Below are 20,151 nucleotides of genomic sequence, written 5' to 3' on the forward strand. Positions count from 1 at the left end.
CCGGTGGGCGCGGGATCTCGGTCTCGGCGTCCTCCGCCCCCGTACGAGTCGTGCCTGAGCGGCGCACGGCTCCGGACGGTGCCGGGAGGGGACGCCCGGCACCGTCCCCCGCCACCGCCCGCATCGAAGGACCTGATGCGGGCGGTTACTTCTGTGCGTGCGGCGGCGGCAGGGGGCCCGGGGACCTCGCACCCGCCCGTTCACACCGCGGAGTCAACGGCAGCACCGCGGCTCAGTCGTCGGAAGCGGATTCCGTCGCGGCCGCGGCACTGACCTCGTCGACCACGGTGCGCGCTTGCTTCTCCGGCACGCCGCAGGCGATGAGTACGGCGACGGCTGTGCGCGTCCCGTCGTCCTCCAACGCCCCGACGTTGAGCTGCTCCAGCAGGGCAAGCGCCATGGCTTCCGTGGCGGCACTCAGTACCGCCGGCGGCAGGTGGGTGTGGAAGGCGCCCTCCCGCTGTCCCCGTTCCACGATGGCCGTGGAGGCGACGCGGGCGGGTTCGAGGATCTCGGCGACGCGCTCCGTGCCCAGGTCGCGCCGGGCCAGTGCCAGGAGCATCCGGTATCGGTCGGCCACCGGCCACATCGACAACTCGAAGTGTGCGAGCGCCCGTTCGGCCGGCTCCGTCACCTCCTCCGCGACGGCAACCGCCGCGTGGAGAGCCTCGCCGGCCTCATCGGCCAGCGCCTCCAGGAGCGCCAGCCGTCCGGGGAAGTGCCCGAACAGCGTGCGCCTGACGACGCCCGAGGCGCGGGCGAGTTCCTCCAGGGTGACGTCGGGATTCCGCCCGAGTTCCTGGCGTGCGGTGGCCAGAATGCGCGCCCGATTGGACCGGGCGTTACGTCGCTGCGGTACGCGGCCGACGGGCTGGGACACCGATAACCTCGCTGAACTCGCACGCAGAATGGGCCTCCTCATTCTGACACGCGGGGTCCGCACCAGGTCCGTGGGAATCACGCCCGGACAGGCCCAGGAGCGGCCCTACGCGGACTCGGCGCGCAGCAGTTCGGTCGAGACCCTCCAGAGCCGTTCGGCGGCCTCGGGGTCGAGCGCCCATTCCTTGACGCCGTGGGGATGGTCCGCGAGCTCGGCGTCGTCGGGCACCGTGTATGCCTCCTGCGCGTCGTCCAGGTAGTGGCCGCCGGAACGGGCGAAGGCCGGACTGACGGCGGCCACCATGCTGGTGGCGGCACCCTGCGCAACGGTCTTGTACGTGAAGACGCCTGCGGCCTCGGCCGCGTCGAGCGACTGCTTCTGCTCCGAGGTGAAGTTGCGTTGCAGCCCGGTGGCGACTCCCCCGGGGTTCACCGCGTTCGCCACGATCCCCTCCGATGCCCACAGGCGGGTGGCCTCGACCGCGAACAGGGAGTTCGCCGTTTTCGACCGGGCGTAGGCGATCTGCGGGTCGTAGGTGCCGTTCCGGAAGTGAAGGTCGTCGAAGGCAACGCCTGAACGCATGTGCGCCGTGGAACTCACCGAGACGATCCGGGCCTCGCCGCGATCGGCCGCGCCGAGGGCCAGGGCGTCACGCAGGCCGACGGCGAGGGCGAAGTCGCCGAGGTGATTGGCCGCGAACTGCCATTCCCAGCCCTCACCGGTTCGTTCGAGGCCGCCGGTGACCACGCCCGCGTTGTTGACGAGGAGGTGTAGCGGGCCAGCCCACTGTGCGACGAAGCTCTCCCCTGACGTCCGGTCGGCCAGGTCGAGGCGGGCGACTCGCGGCCGGGGGCCGCCGGTCGCCTCTTGGATGGCGGTGGCGGACTCGTCGCCCGCGACCGTGTTGCGGACGGCGAGGGTGACCTGCGCCCCGGCCGCGGTCAACGCGCGGGCGGTCTCGAACCCGATTCCGGAGTTGCCGCCCGTCACGATCGCGCGGACGCCGGTCAGGTCGTGGCCCACCAGTACGTCGTCGGCAGTGCTGGTGGCGGTGAAAGGCGTGGAGATGAGGGCAGACTCGGCCATGACCGTGACTATACGCACTAGGCAGAATGTGTCTAGTGCGGCTGGTCCTCGTATGCTCGCCCCATGAGTAGCCCCGATGCCGAGCGCCCGCCCGTCACCTCGGACCGGCGGGCCGCCGTGCTGGATTCCGCGCTCGGTACCTTCGCGCGATTCGGCTACCGGAAGACCTCGATGGAGGAGGTGGCGCGGGCGGCGCAGGTCTCGCGCCCCGGGCTCTACTTCCTCTTCTCCTCGAAGGAGGCGCTCTTCCGTACCGCGGTCACTCAGTTGCTCGAACGCGACATCGCAGCGGTCGAAGGCATCCTGGCCGATACCGACCGGCCGCTGCCGGAGCGCCTCGTCGAAGCGTTCGACCAGTGGGCCGGGCGGTACGTCGGCCCACTGGCACGCGACGTCACCCGAGTCATCGAAGCGAACCCGGACCTGCTCGGCGAGGTGACCGAGACCGCGCCGCGGCGTTTCGAGGAGCTGGTCGTCGAAGCGATCGCGGTGGAGTCGGGACGGCAGACCGCGCCGGCTGTCGCGCAGACACTGATCAGCGCGTCGATCGGCCTCAAGTACCAGGCGAACTCACGGGAGTTCTTCCGCGAGCGCCTCACCGTCGCAGTCGGTCTCCTCGCCCCCTGAGGCCGCGCGGCACCGGCCCTACGGCTCAGCTCCTGGGTTCGTCCGGCTGCCCGGGGCCCGGCTCCCGCTTCCGCACGTCGACGTCGGAGATCTTCTGGCTGTCGCGGTCGACCTGGACGCGCAACTGGGTCGGCGAGTACTCGGGCTCGTCGGGGGTGCCCGATTCCTCCGTGGGAACCTTGCCGTCCTTCCATTCCAGGTCGACGAAGAACCAACTGTGGTTGTCGATGGTGCTGTCGTGGCTGACCTTGCCCGCACGGTGCGGGGTGTTCTCCGACTGGGTCAGTGCGTCGCCCCGGTTGAGGGTCTCGTCGCCTCCCAGGTCTTCGAGATAGTGCGTACTCAGCCGCTCCTTGCGCAGCTTCCCCGGTTCCCCGGACGGTCCGTCCAAGGCGGCGAGGTATTTGGCGTAGAACGCCTTCAGCTGCTTGCCCGTCTCGTCGGTGGCGGGGACGTGGGCGACCGGTGAGTCACTGGCCCTCGGCGGCTCGGTTCGGACCGGACTCTCGCCGGCGTCGCTGTCCTCGCCCGATGAGCAGCCGGTGAGTGCGACGGCCACCAGGCTCGCGCCGGCCGTTCCCAGCGCGAAGTGCCGGAGACTGCCGCGCCTGGCCCGGCGCGAGGTGACGGCGGCGGGGCGGGGAACGGGAGCGTGCGTCATGCGCGGCTGCCTCCTGGCGGTGCGGTCGAATCGGTTCCACCCAGCAGTACGCCGGCCCTTCGGCGCAGAGGCTGTCCAGGTCTGGGACGCGTGGATCGCCCGGCCACGTTCCCGTGTGCGGAGCCGGATTTTCGCGCAGCAGCGGCGCGGAGACGAGTTCCGCAGGCCACACCTGCACCACGAGCCTCAGGCGTCACAACATCTTCACCACTCGGTGGACGCCTCTGAGCTGCACTTCTGCGCCTGCCGGCGGTCGGGCCGGTGACCGAGGCCGCTCCGAGGTGCAACCACGCCCGGTCCCCGACCAGTCGTAGTGGGTGTGCACGGTGCGCGCAGGCCGAGCTGTCCGGCCATCGCGTCGGCAGCGGCACGCACCCTGAAAACCGCCGTCCTGGGAGCCTGTACTTGCGTATCAGCATCAAACGCCTCGGCGTGACCGCAGCAGCCGGCGCGGTGTGCGCCACCCTTCCCCTGGGCTGGATGGCCTTCGGCAGTTCCGCCGACGCGGACTGCGGTGACCGCTCGCCCGCGAAGGCCGCCGCGAGCCCACCGAAGGTCGACTTCGACGGGGACGGGAACGACGACGTGGTGACGCGCTCTCCCCAGAGCGAGGTGGCCGGCGAGGACGGTGCCGGCTACGTGTCCGTCGTCTACGGATCGCAGGACGGCCCCGACCCCGAGCGCCACCAGGTGCTCTCCCAGAAGGACGCGGACACCCCGGGATCGGTGGCCAGCAATGCGGGATTCGGCACCGGGGCCGTCGCCCGGGACTTCGACGCGGACGGCCTCACCGATCTCGCCGTCGCCGTGAGCCGGTACGGCACCTCCTCCGGCCGCAGTGATCCCGGGGCACCCGGCGGCATCATCGTGTTCTTCGGCTCGAAGGACGGATTGAAGCAGTCGGCACTGGTCGAGCACGACGGCCGCTTCGACGGCGAACTGTTCAGGGGCGGTGACTTCGACGGGGACGGGAACGCCGACCTCGTCTGGGGCGTGGGCGAGGAGAAGGGCCTGCTCAAGGGGCCGTTCACACGTTCCGGGTCCCCCGCCGGCACTGGTGCCGTGCCCTCGGGAACCCACCAGGCGAACTGGGACGAGGACATGATCGTCGGGGACCTCACTGGTGACGGCGCCGACGACCTCGTAGTGCCCCAGAGCCACGGCAAGGCCACCGAGGAACCCGCACTCGTCATCAGAGGCGGAGGCAAGAGCCTCACCGCGGTGCGCCAGGGACGGCTGCCCTTCGGCAGGGTCGGCGCCATCGCCGACTTCAACGGCGACGGCTACGGAGATCTCGTCGTCGAGCGCCAGCCACTGGGCAAGGTGAACCGTCCCAGCAGCACGATCGAGGTCGTGTTCGGCTCCAAGTCCGGCCTCAGCAACCGCTATTCGGTGATCGACCAGGACACCGAGGGGGTGCCCGGCAAGCGGAAGGCGAAGGACAACACCTTCGGCTCCGCGATGGACGCGGGCGACCTGAACGGGGACGGGTACGCGGACCTCGCCGTCGGCAACATGGGGCAGGAGACAGCCGGCAAGTACCACTCCGGCGCCGTCACCGTCCTGAACGGCGGTCCGTGCGGCGTGACCGGCCGCGGAGCGGAGCGGATCGCCCTGGACACGGCCGGGGTGCCGGGAGCTCCCACGGAGATGAGGGAGTTCGGCACGTCCGTGAAGCTCCTGGACGCCGACGGCGACAACCGTCTCGACCTCGCGGCCGGCGGCGCCGGTTACGAGCGAGGCGTGGACAACGTGTGGGTGGTACCCGGTTCCGGCAAGGGACTGAAGCCGAAGGACACCTCCGCGTACGGGCCGAAGGATCTCTCCGGCACGGACATCTCCGGCAACACGATCGACTTCAGCGAGGGGTTCCCCCGCTGAGGTGGACGCCCGGTCGGCGTGCTCAGGGCCACGGCGCGGCGCACCGCGTCGTGGCCCGCAGGCCGCAGCGGTGACCGGTCAGGATTCGAGAAGCGCCGGTCCCGGCGGCGCGGCTAGCGTCGAGAGCATGAACTCCATCGCATCCGTCACCCTCGGCGTGACCGACCCCGCCGCCGCGCGGGACTTCTACGAGCAGGCCTTCGGCACGGTCGCTCCCCTGCGCGTGCGGGAGACCGCAGAGCCGTCGACCGGCTTTCGCGGGTTCACGCTGTCGCTCGTGGTCTCCCAGCCGGCGAACGTGCGCGCGCTCGTCGACGCGGCCGTGGCCGCCGGGGCCGAGGCTCTGAAGCCCGCAGCCAAGTCGCTCTGGGGCTACGGCGGCGTCGTGCAGGCGCCCGACGGCACGGTCTGGCAGCTCGCGTCCTCCTCGAAGAAGGACACCGGCCCGGCGAGCCGTGCGTTCGACGAGTTCGTGCTCCTGCTCGGTGTCGACGACGTGTCCGCGACCAAGCGGTTCTACGTCGAACGCGGGCTGGCCGTGGGCAAGAGCTACGGCAGCAAGTACGTCGAGTTCGAGACCGGCTCGAGCCCGGTGAAGCTGTCCTTGTACAAGCGCCGCGGACTGGCGAAGGTCGCCGGGGTCGCCCCCGACGGGACCGGATCGCACCGGCTCACGATCGACGCGGGCACGGAGTCGTTCACCGATCCCGACGGGTTCGTCTGGGCGCCCGCGTCTGCGTGACGTCCTTGCGCGCCGGTCAGCGTGCTCGGGTGGGCGCGCTGGATCCGCGGACGACGAGTTCGGGCTCCAGGACCACTCGGCGATGCTCATGTCCGCCTGGAAGCGCGGGTTCCGCCGTCTCCTCGAGGAGCAGGCCTGCGGCCATCGCGCCCATGGTGACGGCAGGCTGGCGCACCGAGGTCAACGGGACGGCCGCGGCGGCTGCGAAGTCGATGTCGTCGTAGCCCACGATGGCGATGTCCTCCGGCACCCGGAGCCCGGCCGCGTACATCGACTGCAGGACACCGAGGGCCAGCAGGTCGTTGGCGCAGAACACCGCGCTCGGCCGGTCCGGGAAGCCGAGCAGCCGCGCCCCCGCGTCCCGCCCCGCGACGACGTCGAGCCGCTCGGTGCCGATCTCCCGCAGTGCCTGCGGGGGGTGGCCCGCCTCGGCGAGTGCCTGCAGCGCGCCGGTGCGCCGGTCGCGGACCTGGTTGAGGTTCTCGGGGCCGCTGACGTAGGCGATCGACCGGTGTCCCACGTCGAGCAGATGCCGTACGGCGAGGGCGCCGCCGGTCACGTCGTCGACGGAGACGGAGCAGCCGTCGGTCTCCTCCGCCACCCGGTCGACGAGGACGAAGGGGATGCCGTGCCGGCGGAACGCCTCGATGTTGCGGCCCGTGGCGTCGGCCGGGGTCAACAGGACACCGCGCACCCGCTGTTCGGCGAACAGGGACAGGTACTCCGCCTCCTCGGTGCCGCTCTGGGCGCTGTTGCACACCAGGACGCCGAGGCCGGCGGCACGCGCGGCGCGTTCGGCACCGCGCGTGACGTCGACGAAGAACGGGTTGCCCATGTCGAGGACGACGAGTCCGACGACCCGGCTGCGTCCGGCGCGCAGTTGGCGTGCCGACTCGCTCCGTACGTAGCCGAGCCGTTCGATGGTGTACAGGACCCGGCTGCGGGTCTCCGGACCGACCGAGTCCGGCCGGTTGATGACGTTGGAGACCGTGCCCACCGAGACTCCGGCGGCGTGGGCGACGTCCTTGATTCCGACCGGCTGGGTCACGGGTGGCTACCTGCCTAGAAGTTGTAGTCGTCGACGTTGTCGGCGTCGAAGACGGTCGGCTTGCCGAGGTTGATCACGCCGTCCTTGCCGACGGTGAACTCTCCCAGGTCGCCGGCCTTGAACTTCTCGCCCTGCTTGCCGGTGATCCGGCCCGATTCGAGCGCCACCGCGGTGTGCGCGGCCAGCGCACCGAGGTCCGCCGGGTCCCACAGTTCGAAGGCCTCGACGGTGCCGTCCTTCACGTACTTGCGCATGTCGTTCGGGTTGCCGAGGCCGGTCAGCTTGACCTTGCCCTTGTACTTGGAGCCGGAGAGGTACTGGGCGGCGGCCTTGATGCCGACGGTGGTCGGGGAGATGATCCCCTTCAGCTTGGGGTGTTCCTGGAGAAGTCCCTGGGTCTGCTGGAACGACTTCTGGGCGTCGTCGTCCCCGTAGGCGGTGGTGACGAGCTTGATGTCCTTGTACTTGGGCTTCTTCAGCTCGTCCTTCATGTAGTCGATCCAGGTGTTCTGGTTGGTGGCCGTCTGGGCCGCCGAGAGGATCGCTATCTCGCCCTTGTTGTCGATCTGTTCGGCGAGGAGCTGCACCTGGGTGCGGCCGAGGTCCTCCGCGCTGGCCTGCGAGATGAAGGCGTTGCGGCAGTCTGTCTTGGTGTCGGAGTCGTAGGTGACGATACTGACTCCGTTCTTCATCGCCTGCTTGAGTGCGGTGCACAGGGCGCCCGGGTCCTGCGCGGAGACGGCGATGGCGTCGGCCTGCTGCTGGGTGAGGGTGTTGACGTAGGAGACCTGCCCCGAGGTGTCGGTGCCGCTGCTGGGGCCGACCTCCTTGAAGGTGGAGCCGAGTTCTTCGACCGCCTTCTTGCCGCCCTTGTCGGCGGTGGTGAAGTACGGGTTGTTGACCTGCTTGGGCAGGAAGCCGATCGTCAGGTCCTTCTTGAGTTCGGCCTCGGGGTCCGCCTTTCCCGCGGCGGCCGATCCGCCTTCCTTCTCGGTGTCGCTCTTGGTGGTGCCGCCGCAGGCCGTCGCCCCCACACAGAGGGCTGCGGTGACGGCGACGGCGACGGTGATCCGGCGGGTCCGGGTGAGGGCGTAGGACATCTTTGTTCCTTTGCGGGTGGAAGAGGGCCGGGCGGTGGGGCGGTTCTGAACGGGCTTCTATGCGGCGGGAGTCGGCTGCTTGGGAGGTGGCGCCGGGGTGCCGGGCGGCGCTGCGGTCGTCCTGCGGCGTGCACGGGCCCGGGAGATCTCCCTGCCGATGCGCGGCGCGAGCACGGAGACGACGAGGAGGACCCCGGTGACGACGATCTGGGACTGCGCGGAGACGTTGAGCAGGCTCATCACGTTCTGCAGCGTGCCGAGCAGGAACACGCCGGCAACCGCACCGCCGAGGGTGCCCCGGCCGCCGTCGAAGTCCACGCCGCCTAGCAACACGGCCGCGATGACGGAGAGTTCGAGGCCCATGGCGTTGTCGTAGCGGGCGCTGGCGTAATGCAGGGCCCAGAAGACTCCGGTGAGCGAGGAGAGCAGGCCGGTGGTGACGAACATGGCCAGCTTGAGCCGCTTGACCCGGACACCGCTGAAGCGTGCGGCCTCCACGCTCGCGCCGATCGCGAAGAGCGAGCGTCCGAAGCGGGTGGCGTGCAGCACCACCACGGCGATCGCGAGAAGCACCACGAACGGCAGGGCCGCGTACGGGATGAAGGTGTCCCCGATCCGTCCGGCGCCGAAGTCCAGGTACTGGCTGGGGAAGTCGGTGACCGAGTCGGAGCCGAGGACGATCTGGGCGATGCCGCGGTAGGCGGCCATGGTGCCGATGGTCACCGCGAGGGACGGCAGTCCGAGGCGGGTGACGAGCAGGCCGTTGACCAGGCCGCAGAGCACCCCGAGGAGCAGGCAGATCGGGATGATCGTCTCGATGGCCATGCCCTGGTTCCACAGTGCGCCCATCACCGCACCGGACAGGCCGACGGTCGAGCCGACCGACAGGTCGACCTCGCCGGATACCACGAGCATCGTCATGGGCAGGGCGATCAGGGCGATGGGCAGGGTGTTGCCGATCAGGAACGAGAGGTTGAGCGCGTTCCCGAAGTTGTCGACGAACGAGAAGGAACAGAGCAGCAGGACGACGAGCAGGGCGCCGACCGCGGTGTCCCAGCGCACCGCGCCGCCGATGCGGTCCCGCAGCGCCGTTGCCGGGCCGGACGTCTTGACGGTTGCTTCAGGCATGGCGGGCGCTCCTCATCCGTGCGGCCTGCTTGCGCAGCACTGCGGCGACCCGCAGGGCCAGGATCCGGTCGACGGCGATGGCGAGCAGCAGCAGGATGCCGTTGATCGCGGTGACCCATACGGAGCTGACGCCGATGGCCGGCAGGACACTGTTGATGGAGGTCAGGAGAAGGGCGCCGAGGGCGGCTCCGTAGACCGTGCCGGAGCCTCCGGTGAAGGCGACTCCGCCGACCACCACGGCGCTGACGACGGTGAGTTCGTAGCCGGAGCCGGTGGCGGAGTCGACGTTGCCGAAGCGTGCCAGGTACAGGGCGCCGGCCAGTCCGGCGAGTGCTCCGCACAGGACGTACGCCGACATGATGCGGCCGCGGACCGGGATGCCGGCCAGCTGGGCCGCCTCGGGGCTCGAGCCGAGGGCGTACATCTCGCGTCCGCTGCGGTAGCTGCGCAGGTAGTAGCCGACGCAGAAGACGACGGCGGCGGCGAGCAGGGCGAGGTAGGGGACGACCCAGATGCCGTTGTGGCCGAAGCCGACGAAACCGTCGGGGAGGCTGTCGGCGGTGATCTGGCGGGAGCCGACCCAGATGGAGTCGATGCCGCGCACGATGTACAGGGTGCCCAGGGTCACGACGAGGGCCGGGACCTTTCCGAGGCTGACCAGGGCTCCGTTGAGCGCGCCGAACAGGGCGCCGAGGCCGACGGCGAGTACGACAGCGTTGAGTGAACTCCCGCCGCTCTGCAGGTGGTTGCCTGCCGCGAAGGCGGAGATGCCGAGCACCGAGCCGACCGAGAGGTCGACGTTGCGGGTGATGACGACGACGGCCTGGCCGGTGGCGACGAGCACCAGGATGGTGGCGTTGAGCAGCAGGTCGGTGACTCCCTGCCGGGACAGGAACTCGGTGTTCGACAGCTGGGTGGCGAGCAGCATCAGCACCAGTACGGCGGCGACGGCCAGCTCGCGGGCCTTGAACACCTTGTCTATGAAGCGTCGTCGGGCGGCGCCCTCGGGCGGCGCGTCCTCGGCGACGGGTGGGGCGGTCAGAGTCATGCCGCCTTCCCCTCTCGGTTCGCGCGGCCGGTCGCGGCCGCCATCACGGTCTCCTCGGTCGCCTCGCCCCGGGTCAACTCGGCGGTCAGGCGCCCCTCGTGCATGACGAGCACGCGGTCGGCCATGCCGAGGATCTCGGGCAGGTCGGAGGAGATCATCAGTACGGCGACACCTTCGGCGGCGAGGGACGACAGGAGCCGGTGCACCTCGGCCTTGGTGCCGACATCGATGCCACGCGTGGGTTCGTCGACGATGAGCACCTGCGGGTTGGTCGCCAGCCATTTGGCGAGTACGACCTTTTGCTGGTTGCCTCCGGAGAGCGTGCCGACGACGTCGGCGAGGCGTGCGTACTTCACCTGGAGGCGGACCGCCCAGTCGAGCGAACGGCTGCGCTCCGCACCGCGGTTCATCAGGCCGGCGCGGGTCGTCTCGGCGAAGCCGGTCAGTCCGATGTTGCGCTCGATGGACATGTCCATCACCAGGCCCTGGGCGCGGCGGTCCTCCGGCACGAGGGCGAGCCCGGCGTGCATCGCGAGGCTCGGGGCGCCCGGCTTGAGTCCCTGGCCGAGCACCTCGACCTGCCCGCCGTCGAAGCGGTCGACGCCGAAGACGGCGCGGGCGACCTCGCTGCGTCCGGCACCCACCAGGCCTGCGAGGCCGACGATTTCGCCGCGCCGCACCTCGAAGGAGACGTCGGTGAACACGCCCTCGCGGGTCAACCTCTTCACGTTCAGGGCGACTTCGCCGATCTCGGTGTCCTGCTTGGGGTACAGCTCGGCGAGGTCGCGGCCCACCATGCGGCGTACCAGTTCGTCCTCGGCGAGGCCGGCCACGGGTTCGCTCGCCACCCAGCCGCCGTCGCGCAGGGTGGTGACGCGCTGGCAGAGCTCGAAGATCTCCTCGAGGCGGTGCGAGATGAAGAGCACGGCGGTGCCCTGCTCGCGCAGCGCCCGCACGACGCCGAACAGGCGGGCGACCTCGCTGCCGGTGAGGGCCGCGGTGGGCTCGTCCATGATCAGGACGCGGGCGTCGAACGACAACGCCTTGGCGATCTCGACGAGTTGCTGGTCGGCGATGGACAGGCCGCGGGCCGGCTGGTCGGCGTCGAGTGCGACACCGAGGCGGGCGAAGAGGCCGTCTGCCGCGCTCTTCACCGCCCGATGGTCGACCCGGCCGAGCGAGCGGCGTGGCTGGCGGCCCATGAAGATGTTCTCGGCGATGGAGAGGTCGGGGAAGAGCGTGGGTTCCTGGTAGATGACCGCGACGCCGGCATCGCGGGCATCGGCGGGGCCGTTGAACTGTACGGGCTTGCCGTCGAGCAGGACCGTGCCCGTGTCGGGTCGGTGCACCCCGGCGAGCGTCTTGATCAGCGTCGACTTGCCCGCGCCGTTCTCGCCCGCCAGGGCGTGGGCTTCGCCGGCGTACAGGCGCAGCGAGACTCCGCGCAGCGCGCGCACGGCTCCGAAGGACTTGCTCGCTCCCTCCAGAGCGAGCACCGGAGTCGTCTCCGGTTCAGATTGCGTCATCGGGTGGTCTCCATGAGAGTGCCGACAGATGTGCCCGGATCGGGGCCGTTGGAGTTCCCGTCCATGCCCTGCAGCCAGCTGACTGAAATGTTTCAAACAGGTAGCCGGGAAGCTAGTTCCGTGGAGAGCCCAGGTCAATAGGCCGGACGGGATTGGGCAGTTGCGTGCTTCATGAATCGATTCAGGAAGAGGTACGGATCACGGTTCCGGATCGACTCCTGGGACGCCCCGTCGGAGGCCGGGGCGCGGCAGGCGGCGGCCCGCGTCGCCGCGACGCGGGCCGGCGGGCTTTCGGCGGCTTCGGCGGTTTCGACGGCTTCGACGGTTTCGGATCATCCACGCACGCGGCGCGGGCAGTTGCCGTCCGCGCCGGTGCCGTACGGGGACTACTCGGCTCAGCGCCCCCGCACGCCGAGGTCCGCGAGCATCCTCCGCTGGTGGCGGTGACCCACGGTCTCGTAGCCGATCACCGTGACGTACGGGCTCAGCATGATCACGAGCAGGCAGACCGCGACCGGCGCCCCGGCTGCCGCGAGGAGCACGGCCGCGGCAAGGACGACGAGCGTGGCGGTGAGCAGCAGGAGGTGGAACCGGTCCGTCGCGGAGAGCAGCAGCGTGTGCAGGAGAAAGACCGTCAGGAGGTAGAGGCCGACGGGCAGGGCGAGAGACACGATCACGGCCGCTTCGCCGAGTTCCGTGTGGTGCTCCATGTACAGGCCCGCCACATGCAGGCCCGCGCCCGCCCCGGCGATCCCCATGAACAGCAGGATGTGCCCGTAGCCGAACAGGTAGCCCCGGCCGCGACGGTGCACCAGGACGTCGCCGAACGGGGTGGAGAAGTACACCCACCACATGCCGAAGGTCAGCCCCACGCCCGCGACGACGACGGCGATCGCGTCGATGCTCCAGTCCGTACCGTGCGCCCCGCCGAGCAGGTCACCCGAGGAGGCCACCGTGCCGACCACGGCCTCGCCGAGAGTGATGATCGCGAACAGGCTGTACCGCTCCGCCATATGGTGCGGATGCCAGGGAGTGCCGCCGGCGCTGCCCTGGCTGAGTGCGGGAAGGAGCAGTTCGAGCACTCCGAGCAGCGGGACGGCGACGACGACCAGCCACGTCGGAAGGTGCACGAAGGCGATGACCACCCAGCCGATCTGTGCGATCGCGATCCAGCGCATGTTCGCCATGCCCACTCGGCGGTACGCGGCGGACTCTCGGGAGGCACGCCACCACTGCGCGACCATCGCGATCCGCATCACCACATAGCCGAGGACGATCCCGCGCAACTCGAGGCGGCCGCCCTCGTCCACGGAATGGAACATCGCGGGCAGTCCGAGCGCGAACACGACGACGCCCACCATCTGAACCATCGTCAGGAGACGGTCGAGCCAGTCGTCCGTGCCGAACGCCGAGGCGAACCAGCTGAAGCTGATCCAGGCGACACTGATCGCGAACATTGCGAGCGCGAACGCGGTCGTCGCGTGCCCCACATGCCCCTCGGCGAGCAGCTCCGCGAACTGTGCCGCGGCCGTCCCCACCGCGACCACGAAGGTCAGGTCGAAGAGCAGCTCCAGCGGGGTGGAGGCGCGTTCGTGCTCGTCGGGGTCGCGGCCCGCCATCGGCACCCGGCGGTGCGCGGTCCCCGTCACGTCCGCGCCGTCGGGGCGCGGCGCTGCGACGGCGCCTGCCGACGCGGCGCGGTGGGTGCTGTCGGTGGGGCGCTGCGATGCGTCGCGGGAGTGCGACGCATCGGTGTCATCGGGGTCCGTCATGTTCAGCATCATGCCGCAGACGGCGGCTGCTTCAGCGTGCGAACTGCCGCGGGTCCGGGGACTGCGGCGGGTACCGGGGCGGGGCCTGCTGCGCATGTCGCCCGGTGTGGTGGCCCCCGGCGCGTACGGCACCGAGCCACGCGAACAGGAAGCCTGCCGGGATCGTGACGAGGCCGGGAGTCTGGAGCGGGAACCAGTGGAAGTCGCGGTCGGGGAAGAGGGCGATCGGAGTGCCTGACGCGGCCGGTGAGAACGCCATCAGGAGGGTGATCAGCGGCAGCGTCCCGTACACGGTCCAGCGCACCGCGCCTGCCGGGAACCCGCGCCGGAACAGCGCGAACAGCAGGACCGGCGGCAGCACGGAGGCGGCTGCGGCGAAGGAGTACGACAGGAACACCTGCGGGCTGCGGCCTCCGGTCCCCACCGCGACGAGTACGGCCGCGGCCCCGATCCCGGTCACCACCCAGCGCGCGAGCCGGACTTCGCCGGCCATCGAGCGCCCGGCGGAGGGGGGCGAGTCCGGCCGCGCGTCGGTGCGGTGACGACCGGTGTCGGTGCGCGGGGTGGTAGCCGTGCGCGGGATGGCGCCGCTTTCCAGGGCCCTGCGGGGTCGGCCGCCGAGGTCACGGACGACCGCGGAGGCGGCGGCCAGGGTGATGCCGGCGACCGTCGACAGTGCCGTGATGAACACCGCGCAGGCCACCACGGCGAAGAGCACGCTCTCCCGAGGTCCGGCGGCCGTCGGGTCGAGCGCCGCGGTGACCAGCAGCAGCGCCGTGCTCCCGCCAGGATCGGCGCCCGCGATGGCCTGTGCACCGACGAGCGCCGCCGCGCCGAGACCGATGACGACCACGGCGGCGCACACCACGGCGACGGGCGTGACGGCCCAGACGGTCGCACGCCGCGCACTGCCGGTGCCGCGCAGCGGGTACAGACGCATGGTGATGTGCGGCATGCAGGCCGCACCGAGGATCAGGGTCAGCTGAAAGCTGATCAGATCGAGGCGTCCGGCCACCTCATGGCCGAACTGCAGGCCCGGTGTGCCGTACGCCGCCCTCTGACCGCTGCCGTTGCGCGCGGCATCGAGGAGGCTGGTGACCGACCAGCCGAACCGGTCGAGTACGAGCCCCGCCACCAGTACGACGACGCCGACCACCACGAAGATCTTGAGGATCTGGACGTACCCGGTGCCGCGCATGCCGCCGAAGGCCGAGTAGCACACCATCAGGGCACCGCCCGCGACGGTGCAGCCGGCGAAGGCTGAGGTGGGCAGGTCGAACATGGCGGTCATGATCCGCCCGGCGGTGGCCAGTTGGACGACGAGCAGCGGGAAGAGTACGACGAGTGCGGCGACCCCGAGAGCATGTCGCGCGCGGGCGTCGGCGAAGCGTTCGGTGAGGAAGTCCCCGAGCGTGTACACCCCCGGCCGGCGCAGCGGCCCGGCGAGTACGGCCATGACCAGGACCAGCGAGACGACCGTGGCGACGGCGAACAGGACGCCGTCGAAACCCGCGAGGGCCACCGCGCCGGTGGTACTGAGCAGGGTCGCGGCGGACACGTAGTCCCCGGCTATGGCCAGGCCGCCGCCGGCCGGGCCGAGGGCTGCCCCGCCGGCGTAGAAGTGTTCGGGGTCGTCCTGGTCGGCGGCGGCCAGACCGCAGAGCAACAGCGAGACGGCGACGAAGCCGAGGAAGACGACGAGGGCGAGGGACCGGCCCTCGAACCCCGCGGCCACCGCGAGCGGCGTGGCATCGACAACGGTGGACGGCATGGCGGCCACCGCATCAGCGCAGGGGCGCCCACGTACAGCGTCTGCCAGGGCTGCTGTGCGAGGCGACAGGGTCCGGCCGCCGGTACATGTGCGGCCGCACAGTCCCGACGGCCCGTACGCCCCCGAGCCAACTCGCCTGCGGACAACGGGTGGAGACCGGGCGTTTTCTCAATTCGCGAGCAGGCGGCGGGCGGTGAGGGCCAGTGAGATCTCCACGACGTCAGAGGGTTCGGACAGGGAGCGGCCCGTCAGCTGCTCGAAGCGGCGGAGCCGGTTGAGCACAGTGTTGCGGTGGCAGTAGAGGCGGGTCGCGGCGCGCTGGGCCGAGCCCTGGACGGCCAGCCAGGTGGTCAAGGTCTCCACCAGGAGGTCCCGGTCGGCCGGGTCGATGCCGTCGAGCGGCCCGAGGACCCGCTCCTCCAACGCGCGGCCCAGGTCGGGCGCCGTGACGACGAGGGCGTCGGGCAGCTGCTCGTCGAGCAGGACAACTCCCCCTTCTCTGGGGCACGTTCGCAGTGCGACCTCGGCGAGTACCCTCGACTCCCCCACGGCGGCAAGGCCGTCGACCACCGGTCCTACAGCCGCGCGGACGCCGGTCGCGGTCCTGAGCAGTACCGCGAGCGCAGCGGGGTCGGTGGGCCCGCCGCCGGTCTCGACGGCCCGGACCGCGGCGGCGGCCGCGGTCGGCTCCGGACCGGTGGATGACAGATGGTGATCAGGCGTCATATCACCGTCGGCAACCGACAGTCGACCCGCGCGATGGGGCACGCCGCTGCCGGCTTGTGCTGCGTCGGAGCCACTCTCATCGGCCAGCCGAACGATGCCCAGCTGCCCGTCGCCGGTGGCGTGCCACAGCGCGCGTACGTCCGGCGGCAGCGCCAGCAGCGGACCCGGCGGGTGCGGGCCCACCGGTGCGGCTGCCACGACCACGTACCGGCCGTCGAGCGGAAGGCCGAGCAGCGCGGCCGCCTCCGGCAGGTCGGTGACGCGCACGGTGCCGTCCAGGACGGCCGCGGCCGTCAGACGCAGCCTGTTCTCGCGGCGCCAGGCGATGCGGCGTTCGGTCTGCCGGTAGGAGTCGCTGACGAGGGCGCAGTGCTCGTCGACGAAGTTCCATACGTCGGCGGCGACATGGACGAGCAGTCGCATGTCCTCGGGATGCCGCCGCGACGTGTCGTCGACCAGGCCCTGCCACACCATCGCTCCACCGAGCCGGAAGGCGTGCAGTACGGCGTCGAGCGGCACTCCGTGCTCGGCTCGGGTCGCGCCGATGGCGCGCGAGGTGCGCCGGGCGATCTCCCGGCATTCGACGGGACGGATCAGTGAGGCGATGTTGTGCCGCAGGGACTGGTGCACCTCCCGCCAAACCGCCGCGGCATCGGCGTCGATCGCGGCACGGTAGGCGGGCTCCCGTTCGCCGAGGTCGGCGACCAGGGCCGTGGTCAGTCCGGCCACGTCGTCGAGCAGGACCTGAGCGGCCCGGTGCAGTACGGCGACCGACTCCGCGTCGAGCAGGGAGCGGCCGCGGCGCGGCACGGCGTACGGGACGGGAACCTGCCTGACCCGCGAATGTACGAGATGCGACATGGGCGGCCTCCACCAGGAGTCGGTTCGCTCCGGTGCGCGGACGCCCCGTCCCCGCACCGGATCTACCTGACGCCCGCAGAATGGCATACCGCCCGGTCGGTACCCCACCCTTCCGGCTCATCGTTCTCATCACGGTCCCGCAACGCAGCCTGCGCCGGCCCCGGGCCGCCGCCTTCCGCAGGGGCGTCCCGAGCGCCGGAGTCGTTCAGCGGCCGGTCGGCCGGACCCGGTCGCGGTGCAGTTCAGGGGCGGACTGGCGGAGGAATCGGGCGAGTTCGGTGCGGGAGCGGACGCCGAGGGTGGAGTAGACGTTACGGAGGTGGTGGTCGACGGTCCGGGTGCTCACCGACAGCCGGACCGCGACCTCTCGGTTGGTGGCTCCCTCGGCGACCTGCCGGGCGATACGGCGTTGTTGCGGGGTGAGCAGGTCGAGTGGGCCGTCCGCCGAGTCGCCTGCGACGGCCTCGCCCGCGGCCCGCAGTTCACCGGACGCGCGCTCGGCCCAGATGCGGGCTCCGCAGCGTTCGAAGGCGACCAGGGCGTCGCGCAGCGGTCCGCGGGCCTCGCGGGTGCGACGCCGGCGGCGCAGCCAGTATCCGTACAGGAGCAAGGTGCGGGCCCGCTCGAAGTCGCCGCCGGCACGGTCGTGGTGGGCGATGGCTTCGGTGTAGTGGTCGGCGGCGTCGCTTCCCTCCTCGGCCGACGCAACCAGGGCTCGGCAACGGGCGAGCTGCGCCGGGGCCAGCGGGTCCGCGGTGTGCGCCGTCCAGTGGGCGAACTCCTCGACGGAGCCGAGCACTTCGCCGGTCCTTCCGGCCAGGGCTGCGGCTTCGACCAGGCACGGTACGGCGAGCATCCGGGCCGCGAAGTGACCGCGCCGCGGCCCTCTGCGCACCAGTGGGAGGAGTCGCGCGACGGCCTCGGCCGGCATTCCCCTGGCGAGGTCGGCACGGGCGAGCGCCCAGGTGGCGAGGGTGGTCGCCTGGCTCAGGCCGTGCGGACCCGCGCCCTGCACCGCCGCCTCGGCGTGCAGCGCGCAGGTGTCCCCGTCGCCGGTCACGGAGGCGCTGAGCGCGAGGACGGCGTGCAAGTGGGTGGCGATATTGCGCTGCCCGAGTCGGGCGGCGGCACGCAGCCCTTCCTGTGCGCGGGCACGGGCCGGTGCGTGCCGGCCGGCCCGGAGTTCGCCGTACGCCAAGTGCTCCAGCGCTTGCGGCAGTTGTGCCTCGGGGCCGTGTGCCCGTACGACGGCGAGCGCACGGGCACCGGCGCGGCAGGACGCGGCGACGTCTCCTACGACGAGCGCGGCGACGCCGCCGCGCATCACCTCCGAGGCGTCACTCGCACGCAGCGAGGCCTCGATGCAGTACCGCAGCAGTTGCTTGCCCGACCCGGTGCGCCCGCCGAACATCGCGAGCATGCCGTCGCGGTAGGCGGCCAGCGCGCTTCCGGGGTCGGGAGCGGCCATCGGATCCGGTTGCGGTGGAGGGGCGCCGTCCTGACCGGGCAGTCGGTGCAGGACTTCCGTCAGGAGGGTGGCGTCGCCCATCGCCCACGCCGCCTCCGCGGCGCCGAGTAGCGAGCCGACGGCGCGGCCGGGATCGTCGGCGCTGAGCAGGGACGCGGCGGTGAGCAGGGACTCGTGGGCGTCGCCGACCGGGCCGTCGCGCAGGGCCAGCAGACCGCGTACGTAGTGCGCCCGTCCCGGTGCGGGGACCGCGCGCACCCGGGCGAGCAGAGCGCGGGACCGACCGGATGCACCACCGAGCAGCGCCAGTTCGGCCGCGGCGGCGAATCGGGCGTCGCGCCCGGCCGCATCGGGGGTGAGATCGGCCGCGCGGGCGAGCGCCAGCGCACGCTCGCCCTGCGGCCGTGGCTCGACGGCCACGGCGGCCAGCGCGTCGGCGAGCGCCGGGGCACAGCCCGTGGCGGCGAGCGAGCGCTGCACCAGTCGGGGCAGCTCCTCGTGCGGTGCGGCCAGTGCGGTGGCGAGGAGTCGGTGGGCCGCGTGGCGCCGGGCCGCCGCAGAACGTCGCAGCAACGCGGTTCTCACCAGGGGATGCGGGAAGCGGAGGCGCCTGCCGTCCGTGGTGATCAGGCCGGCTCGTTCGGCGGCCGTGAGGGACTCCGGGTCTGCTCCGGCCCGCCGGGCGGCGTGCTGCAGAAGGGCCAGATCGACACCGTCGTCGCCCGCATCGTGCTCGTGGGCCGCGGCGGCCAGGAGCAGCATCAGTCGGGTGTCGGCGTTGAGCGCGTCGGCCCGCACGGTGTAGGCGTCGAGCACGGCACCGCCGCCGGGCAGCGGGTGCGGGACGGGGGCCTCGCCCGCCAGTTGGTCCGGTGTGAGTGCGTGGACGAGGTCCGTGAGCAACCGGGGGTTGCCGGCCGCCTCGCGGCACAGTGCATCCCGCACCACGGAATCGGACCCCGGTCCGGCCAGCTCCGTGCACAGGTCGTCGGCAGCGGGCTCGTCGAGTGGCGCGAGGCGCAGCTCCGCCAGTCCTGCGAACTGGGCCCGGGACTCCCCGAGTCGGCCACTCTCCCCGCCGGGCGGCGCGCCCCCGCGGTCTCCTGCGTGCGGCGTCGTCTCGTAGGGCCCGTCGGTCAGCGTGACCAGGGCGGCGACGCGGTCGGCGGGGGTGAGGCGGCGCAGGGCGAAGGCGAGGGCCAGGCGCGAATCGGGGTCCCAGGCGTGGGCGTCGTCGACGCAGACGAGCAGGGGCCGGCGCGAGGCGAGCGCCCGTAACAGGCCGACCAGCACCGTGGGTCGGAGTCCTCCGCGCATCATGTCGGACGCCCAGCGTGGAATCGGCCCCGGGGCCGAGCTCAGCAGCGCGTGGAGTCCGCTGTACGGCAGCCCGGCCTCGGCGGGGACAGCCCGCGTGTACAGCACGCTGCGGTCCCCCTGCGCCTCCACGGCGTGACGGACCAGTGCGGATCTGCCGAGTCCCGGTGGTGCGACGATCACGAGGCTGCCGCCGGTGCTGTCGCGGTGGCGCGCCAGGAGGCCGTCGATCAGGGCGAGTTCACCGCTTCGGCCGTACAGCCGAAGGGGACTGTGGACGGTCGGTGTCGGGTTCACGCCCGGCAACTTACTGCCGCGTAAAGACGGGCGGGAGGCCCGGAACCGGCCCGTCCGGCACCGGAGTCCCCATCCTGGGCACGACCCCAGCGAAAGCGCGCGCCAACTGTGCCACGGCACAGGAAGGCGTGTTGCCGGCGGCGCCTGCGCACCACCGGCAACACGCCTTCCGACGCCGGTTGTCGGGCCGTGCGAAGCGCTACGCGCCCCTG

At 71.5% G+C, this 20,151-nt stretch carries 15 protein-coding genes; 3 read left to right on the forward strand and 12 right to left on the reverse strand.

The genetic code is table 11. From position 1 onward, the window contains the following. Positions 1–232: 232 nt before the first annotated feature. Together DSC45_RS03825 and DSC45_RS03830 are read right to left on the reverse strand one after the other, a co-directional pair. Positions 233–880: a TetR/AcrR family transcriptional regulator gene (locus tag DSC45_RS03825; protein WP_162929118.1), complete on the reverse strand. Its 648-nt coding sequence runs from the start codon at positions 878–880 to the stop codon at positions 233–235. A gap of 105 nt (positions 881–985) precedes the next feature. Then, positions 986–1,966 (reverse strand): SDR family NAD(P)-dependent oxidoreductase, encoded by a 981-nt coding sequence (locus tag DSC45_RS03830; protein ID WP_119287095.1) that lies wholly within the window; start codon positions 1,964–1,966, stop codon positions 986–988. A 63-nt stretch (positions 1,967–2,029) separates the two neighbouring features. Here DSC45_RS03830 and DSC45_RS03835 point away from each other — a divergent pair, with 63 nt between their 5' ends. Further along, the gene (locus DSC45_RS03835) at positions 2,030–2,593 is read left to right on the forward strand and encodes a TetR/AcrR family transcriptional regulator (protein ID WP_119287097.1); all 564 of its coding nucleotides are present in this window, start codon (positions 2,030–2,032) and stop codon (positions 2,591–2,593) included. A gap of 25 nt (positions 2,594–2,618) precedes the next feature. Here DSC45_RS03835 and DSC45_RS03840 read toward each other — a convergent pair whose 3' ends face one another. Next, a complete protein-coding gene (locus DSC45_RS03840; protein ID WP_119287099.1) occupies positions 2,619–3,254 on the reverse strand; it encodes a hypothetical protein in 636 nt (211 codons plus the stop codon). Positions 3,255–3,659: 405 nt separating this feature from the next. On the opposite strand from DSC45_RS03840, the gene DSC45_RS03845 reads away from it, so the two are divergent. Next, on the forward strand, positions 3,660–5,135 hold the full coding sequence (locus DSC45_RS03845; RefSeq protein ID WP_119287100.1) for an FG-GAP and VCBS repeat-containing protein: 1,476 nt from the start codon (positions 3,660–3,662) through the stop codon (positions 5,133–5,135). A gap of 127 nt (positions 5,136–5,262) precedes the next feature. Further along, the gene (locus DSC45_RS03850) at positions 5,263–5,877 is read left to right on the forward strand and encodes a VOC family protein (protein WP_119287102.1); all 615 of its coding nucleotides are present in this window, start codon (positions 5,263–5,265) and stop codon (positions 5,875–5,877) included. Between the two features lie 16 nt (positions 5,878–5,893). Here DSC45_RS03850 and DSC45_RS03855 read toward each other — a convergent pair whose 3' ends face one another. From DSC45_RS03855 to DSC45_RS03895, 9 genes are all read right to left on the reverse strand, one after another. Further along, a complete protein-coding gene (locus DSC45_RS03855; protein ID WP_119287104.1) occupies positions 5,894–6,925 on the reverse strand; it encodes a LacI family DNA-binding transcriptional regulator in 1,032 nt (343 codons plus the stop codon). 14 nt (positions 6,926–6,939) lie between these two features. Next, the gene (gene rhaS, locus DSC45_RS03860; protein ID WP_119287106.1) at positions 6,940–8,025 is read right to left on the reverse strand and encodes a rhamnose ABC transporter substrate-binding protein; all 1,086 of its coding nucleotides are present in this window, start codon (positions 8,023–8,025) and stop codon (positions 6,940–6,942) included. Between the two features lie 57 nt (positions 8,026–8,082). Further along, complete coding sequence (locus DSC45_RS03865; protein WP_162929119.1) at positions 8,083–9,153, reverse strand: ABC transporter permease; 1,071 nt, start codon at positions 9,151–9,153, stop codon at positions 8,083–8,085. Continuing rightward, positions 9,146–10,201 carry an ABC transporter permease gene (locus tag DSC45_RS03870; protein ID WP_119287107.1) on the reverse strand — a complete coding sequence of 352 codons (1,056 nt, stop codon included), beginning with the start codon at positions 10,199–10,201 and terminating at the stop codon, positions 9,146–9,148. The genes DSC45_RS03865 and DSC45_RS03870 overlap by 8 nt, the downstream gene beginning before the upstream one ends. Then, complete coding sequence (locus DSC45_RS03875) at positions 10,198–11,727, reverse strand: sugar ABC transporter ATP-binding protein (RefSeq protein ID WP_119287109.1); 1,530 nt, start codon at positions 11,725–11,727, stop codon at positions 10,198–10,200. The genes DSC45_RS03870 and DSC45_RS03875 overlap by 4 nt, the downstream gene beginning before the upstream one ends. Before the next feature lie 395 nt (positions 11,728–12,122). Next, complete coding sequence (locus DSC45_RS03880) at positions 12,123–13,499, reverse strand: low temperature requirement protein A (RefSeq protein WP_240434444.1); 1,377 nt, start codon at positions 13,497–13,499, stop codon at positions 12,123–12,125. Between the two features lie 31 nt (positions 13,500–13,530). Continuing rightward, complete coding sequence (locus DSC45_RS03885) at positions 13,531–15,270, reverse strand: sodium/solute symporter (protein WP_240434445.1); 1,740 nt, start codon at positions 15,268–15,270, stop codon at positions 13,531–13,533. A 168-nt stretch (positions 15,271–15,438) separates the two neighbouring features. Further along, on the reverse strand, positions 15,439–16,857 hold the full coding sequence (locus DSC45_RS03890; RefSeq protein WP_119287111.1) for a PucR family transcriptional regulator: 1,419 nt from the start codon (positions 16,855–16,857) through the stop codon (positions 15,439–15,441). A gap of 205 nt (positions 16,858–17,062) precedes the next feature. Continuing rightward, positions 17,063–19,939 carry a helix-turn-helix transcriptional regulator gene (locus tag DSC45_RS03895; RefSeq protein ID WP_205571238.1) on the reverse strand — a complete coding sequence of 959 codons (2,877 nt, stop codon included), beginning with the start codon at positions 19,937–19,939 and terminating at the stop codon, positions 17,063–17,065. Positions 19,940–20,151: the final 212 nt, after the last annotated feature.

This window comes from Streptomyces sp. YIM 130001 (assembly GCF_003574445.1).
Taxonomy (GTDB): Bacteria; Actinomycetota; Actinomycetes; order Streptomycetales; family Streptomycetaceae; genus Streptomyces.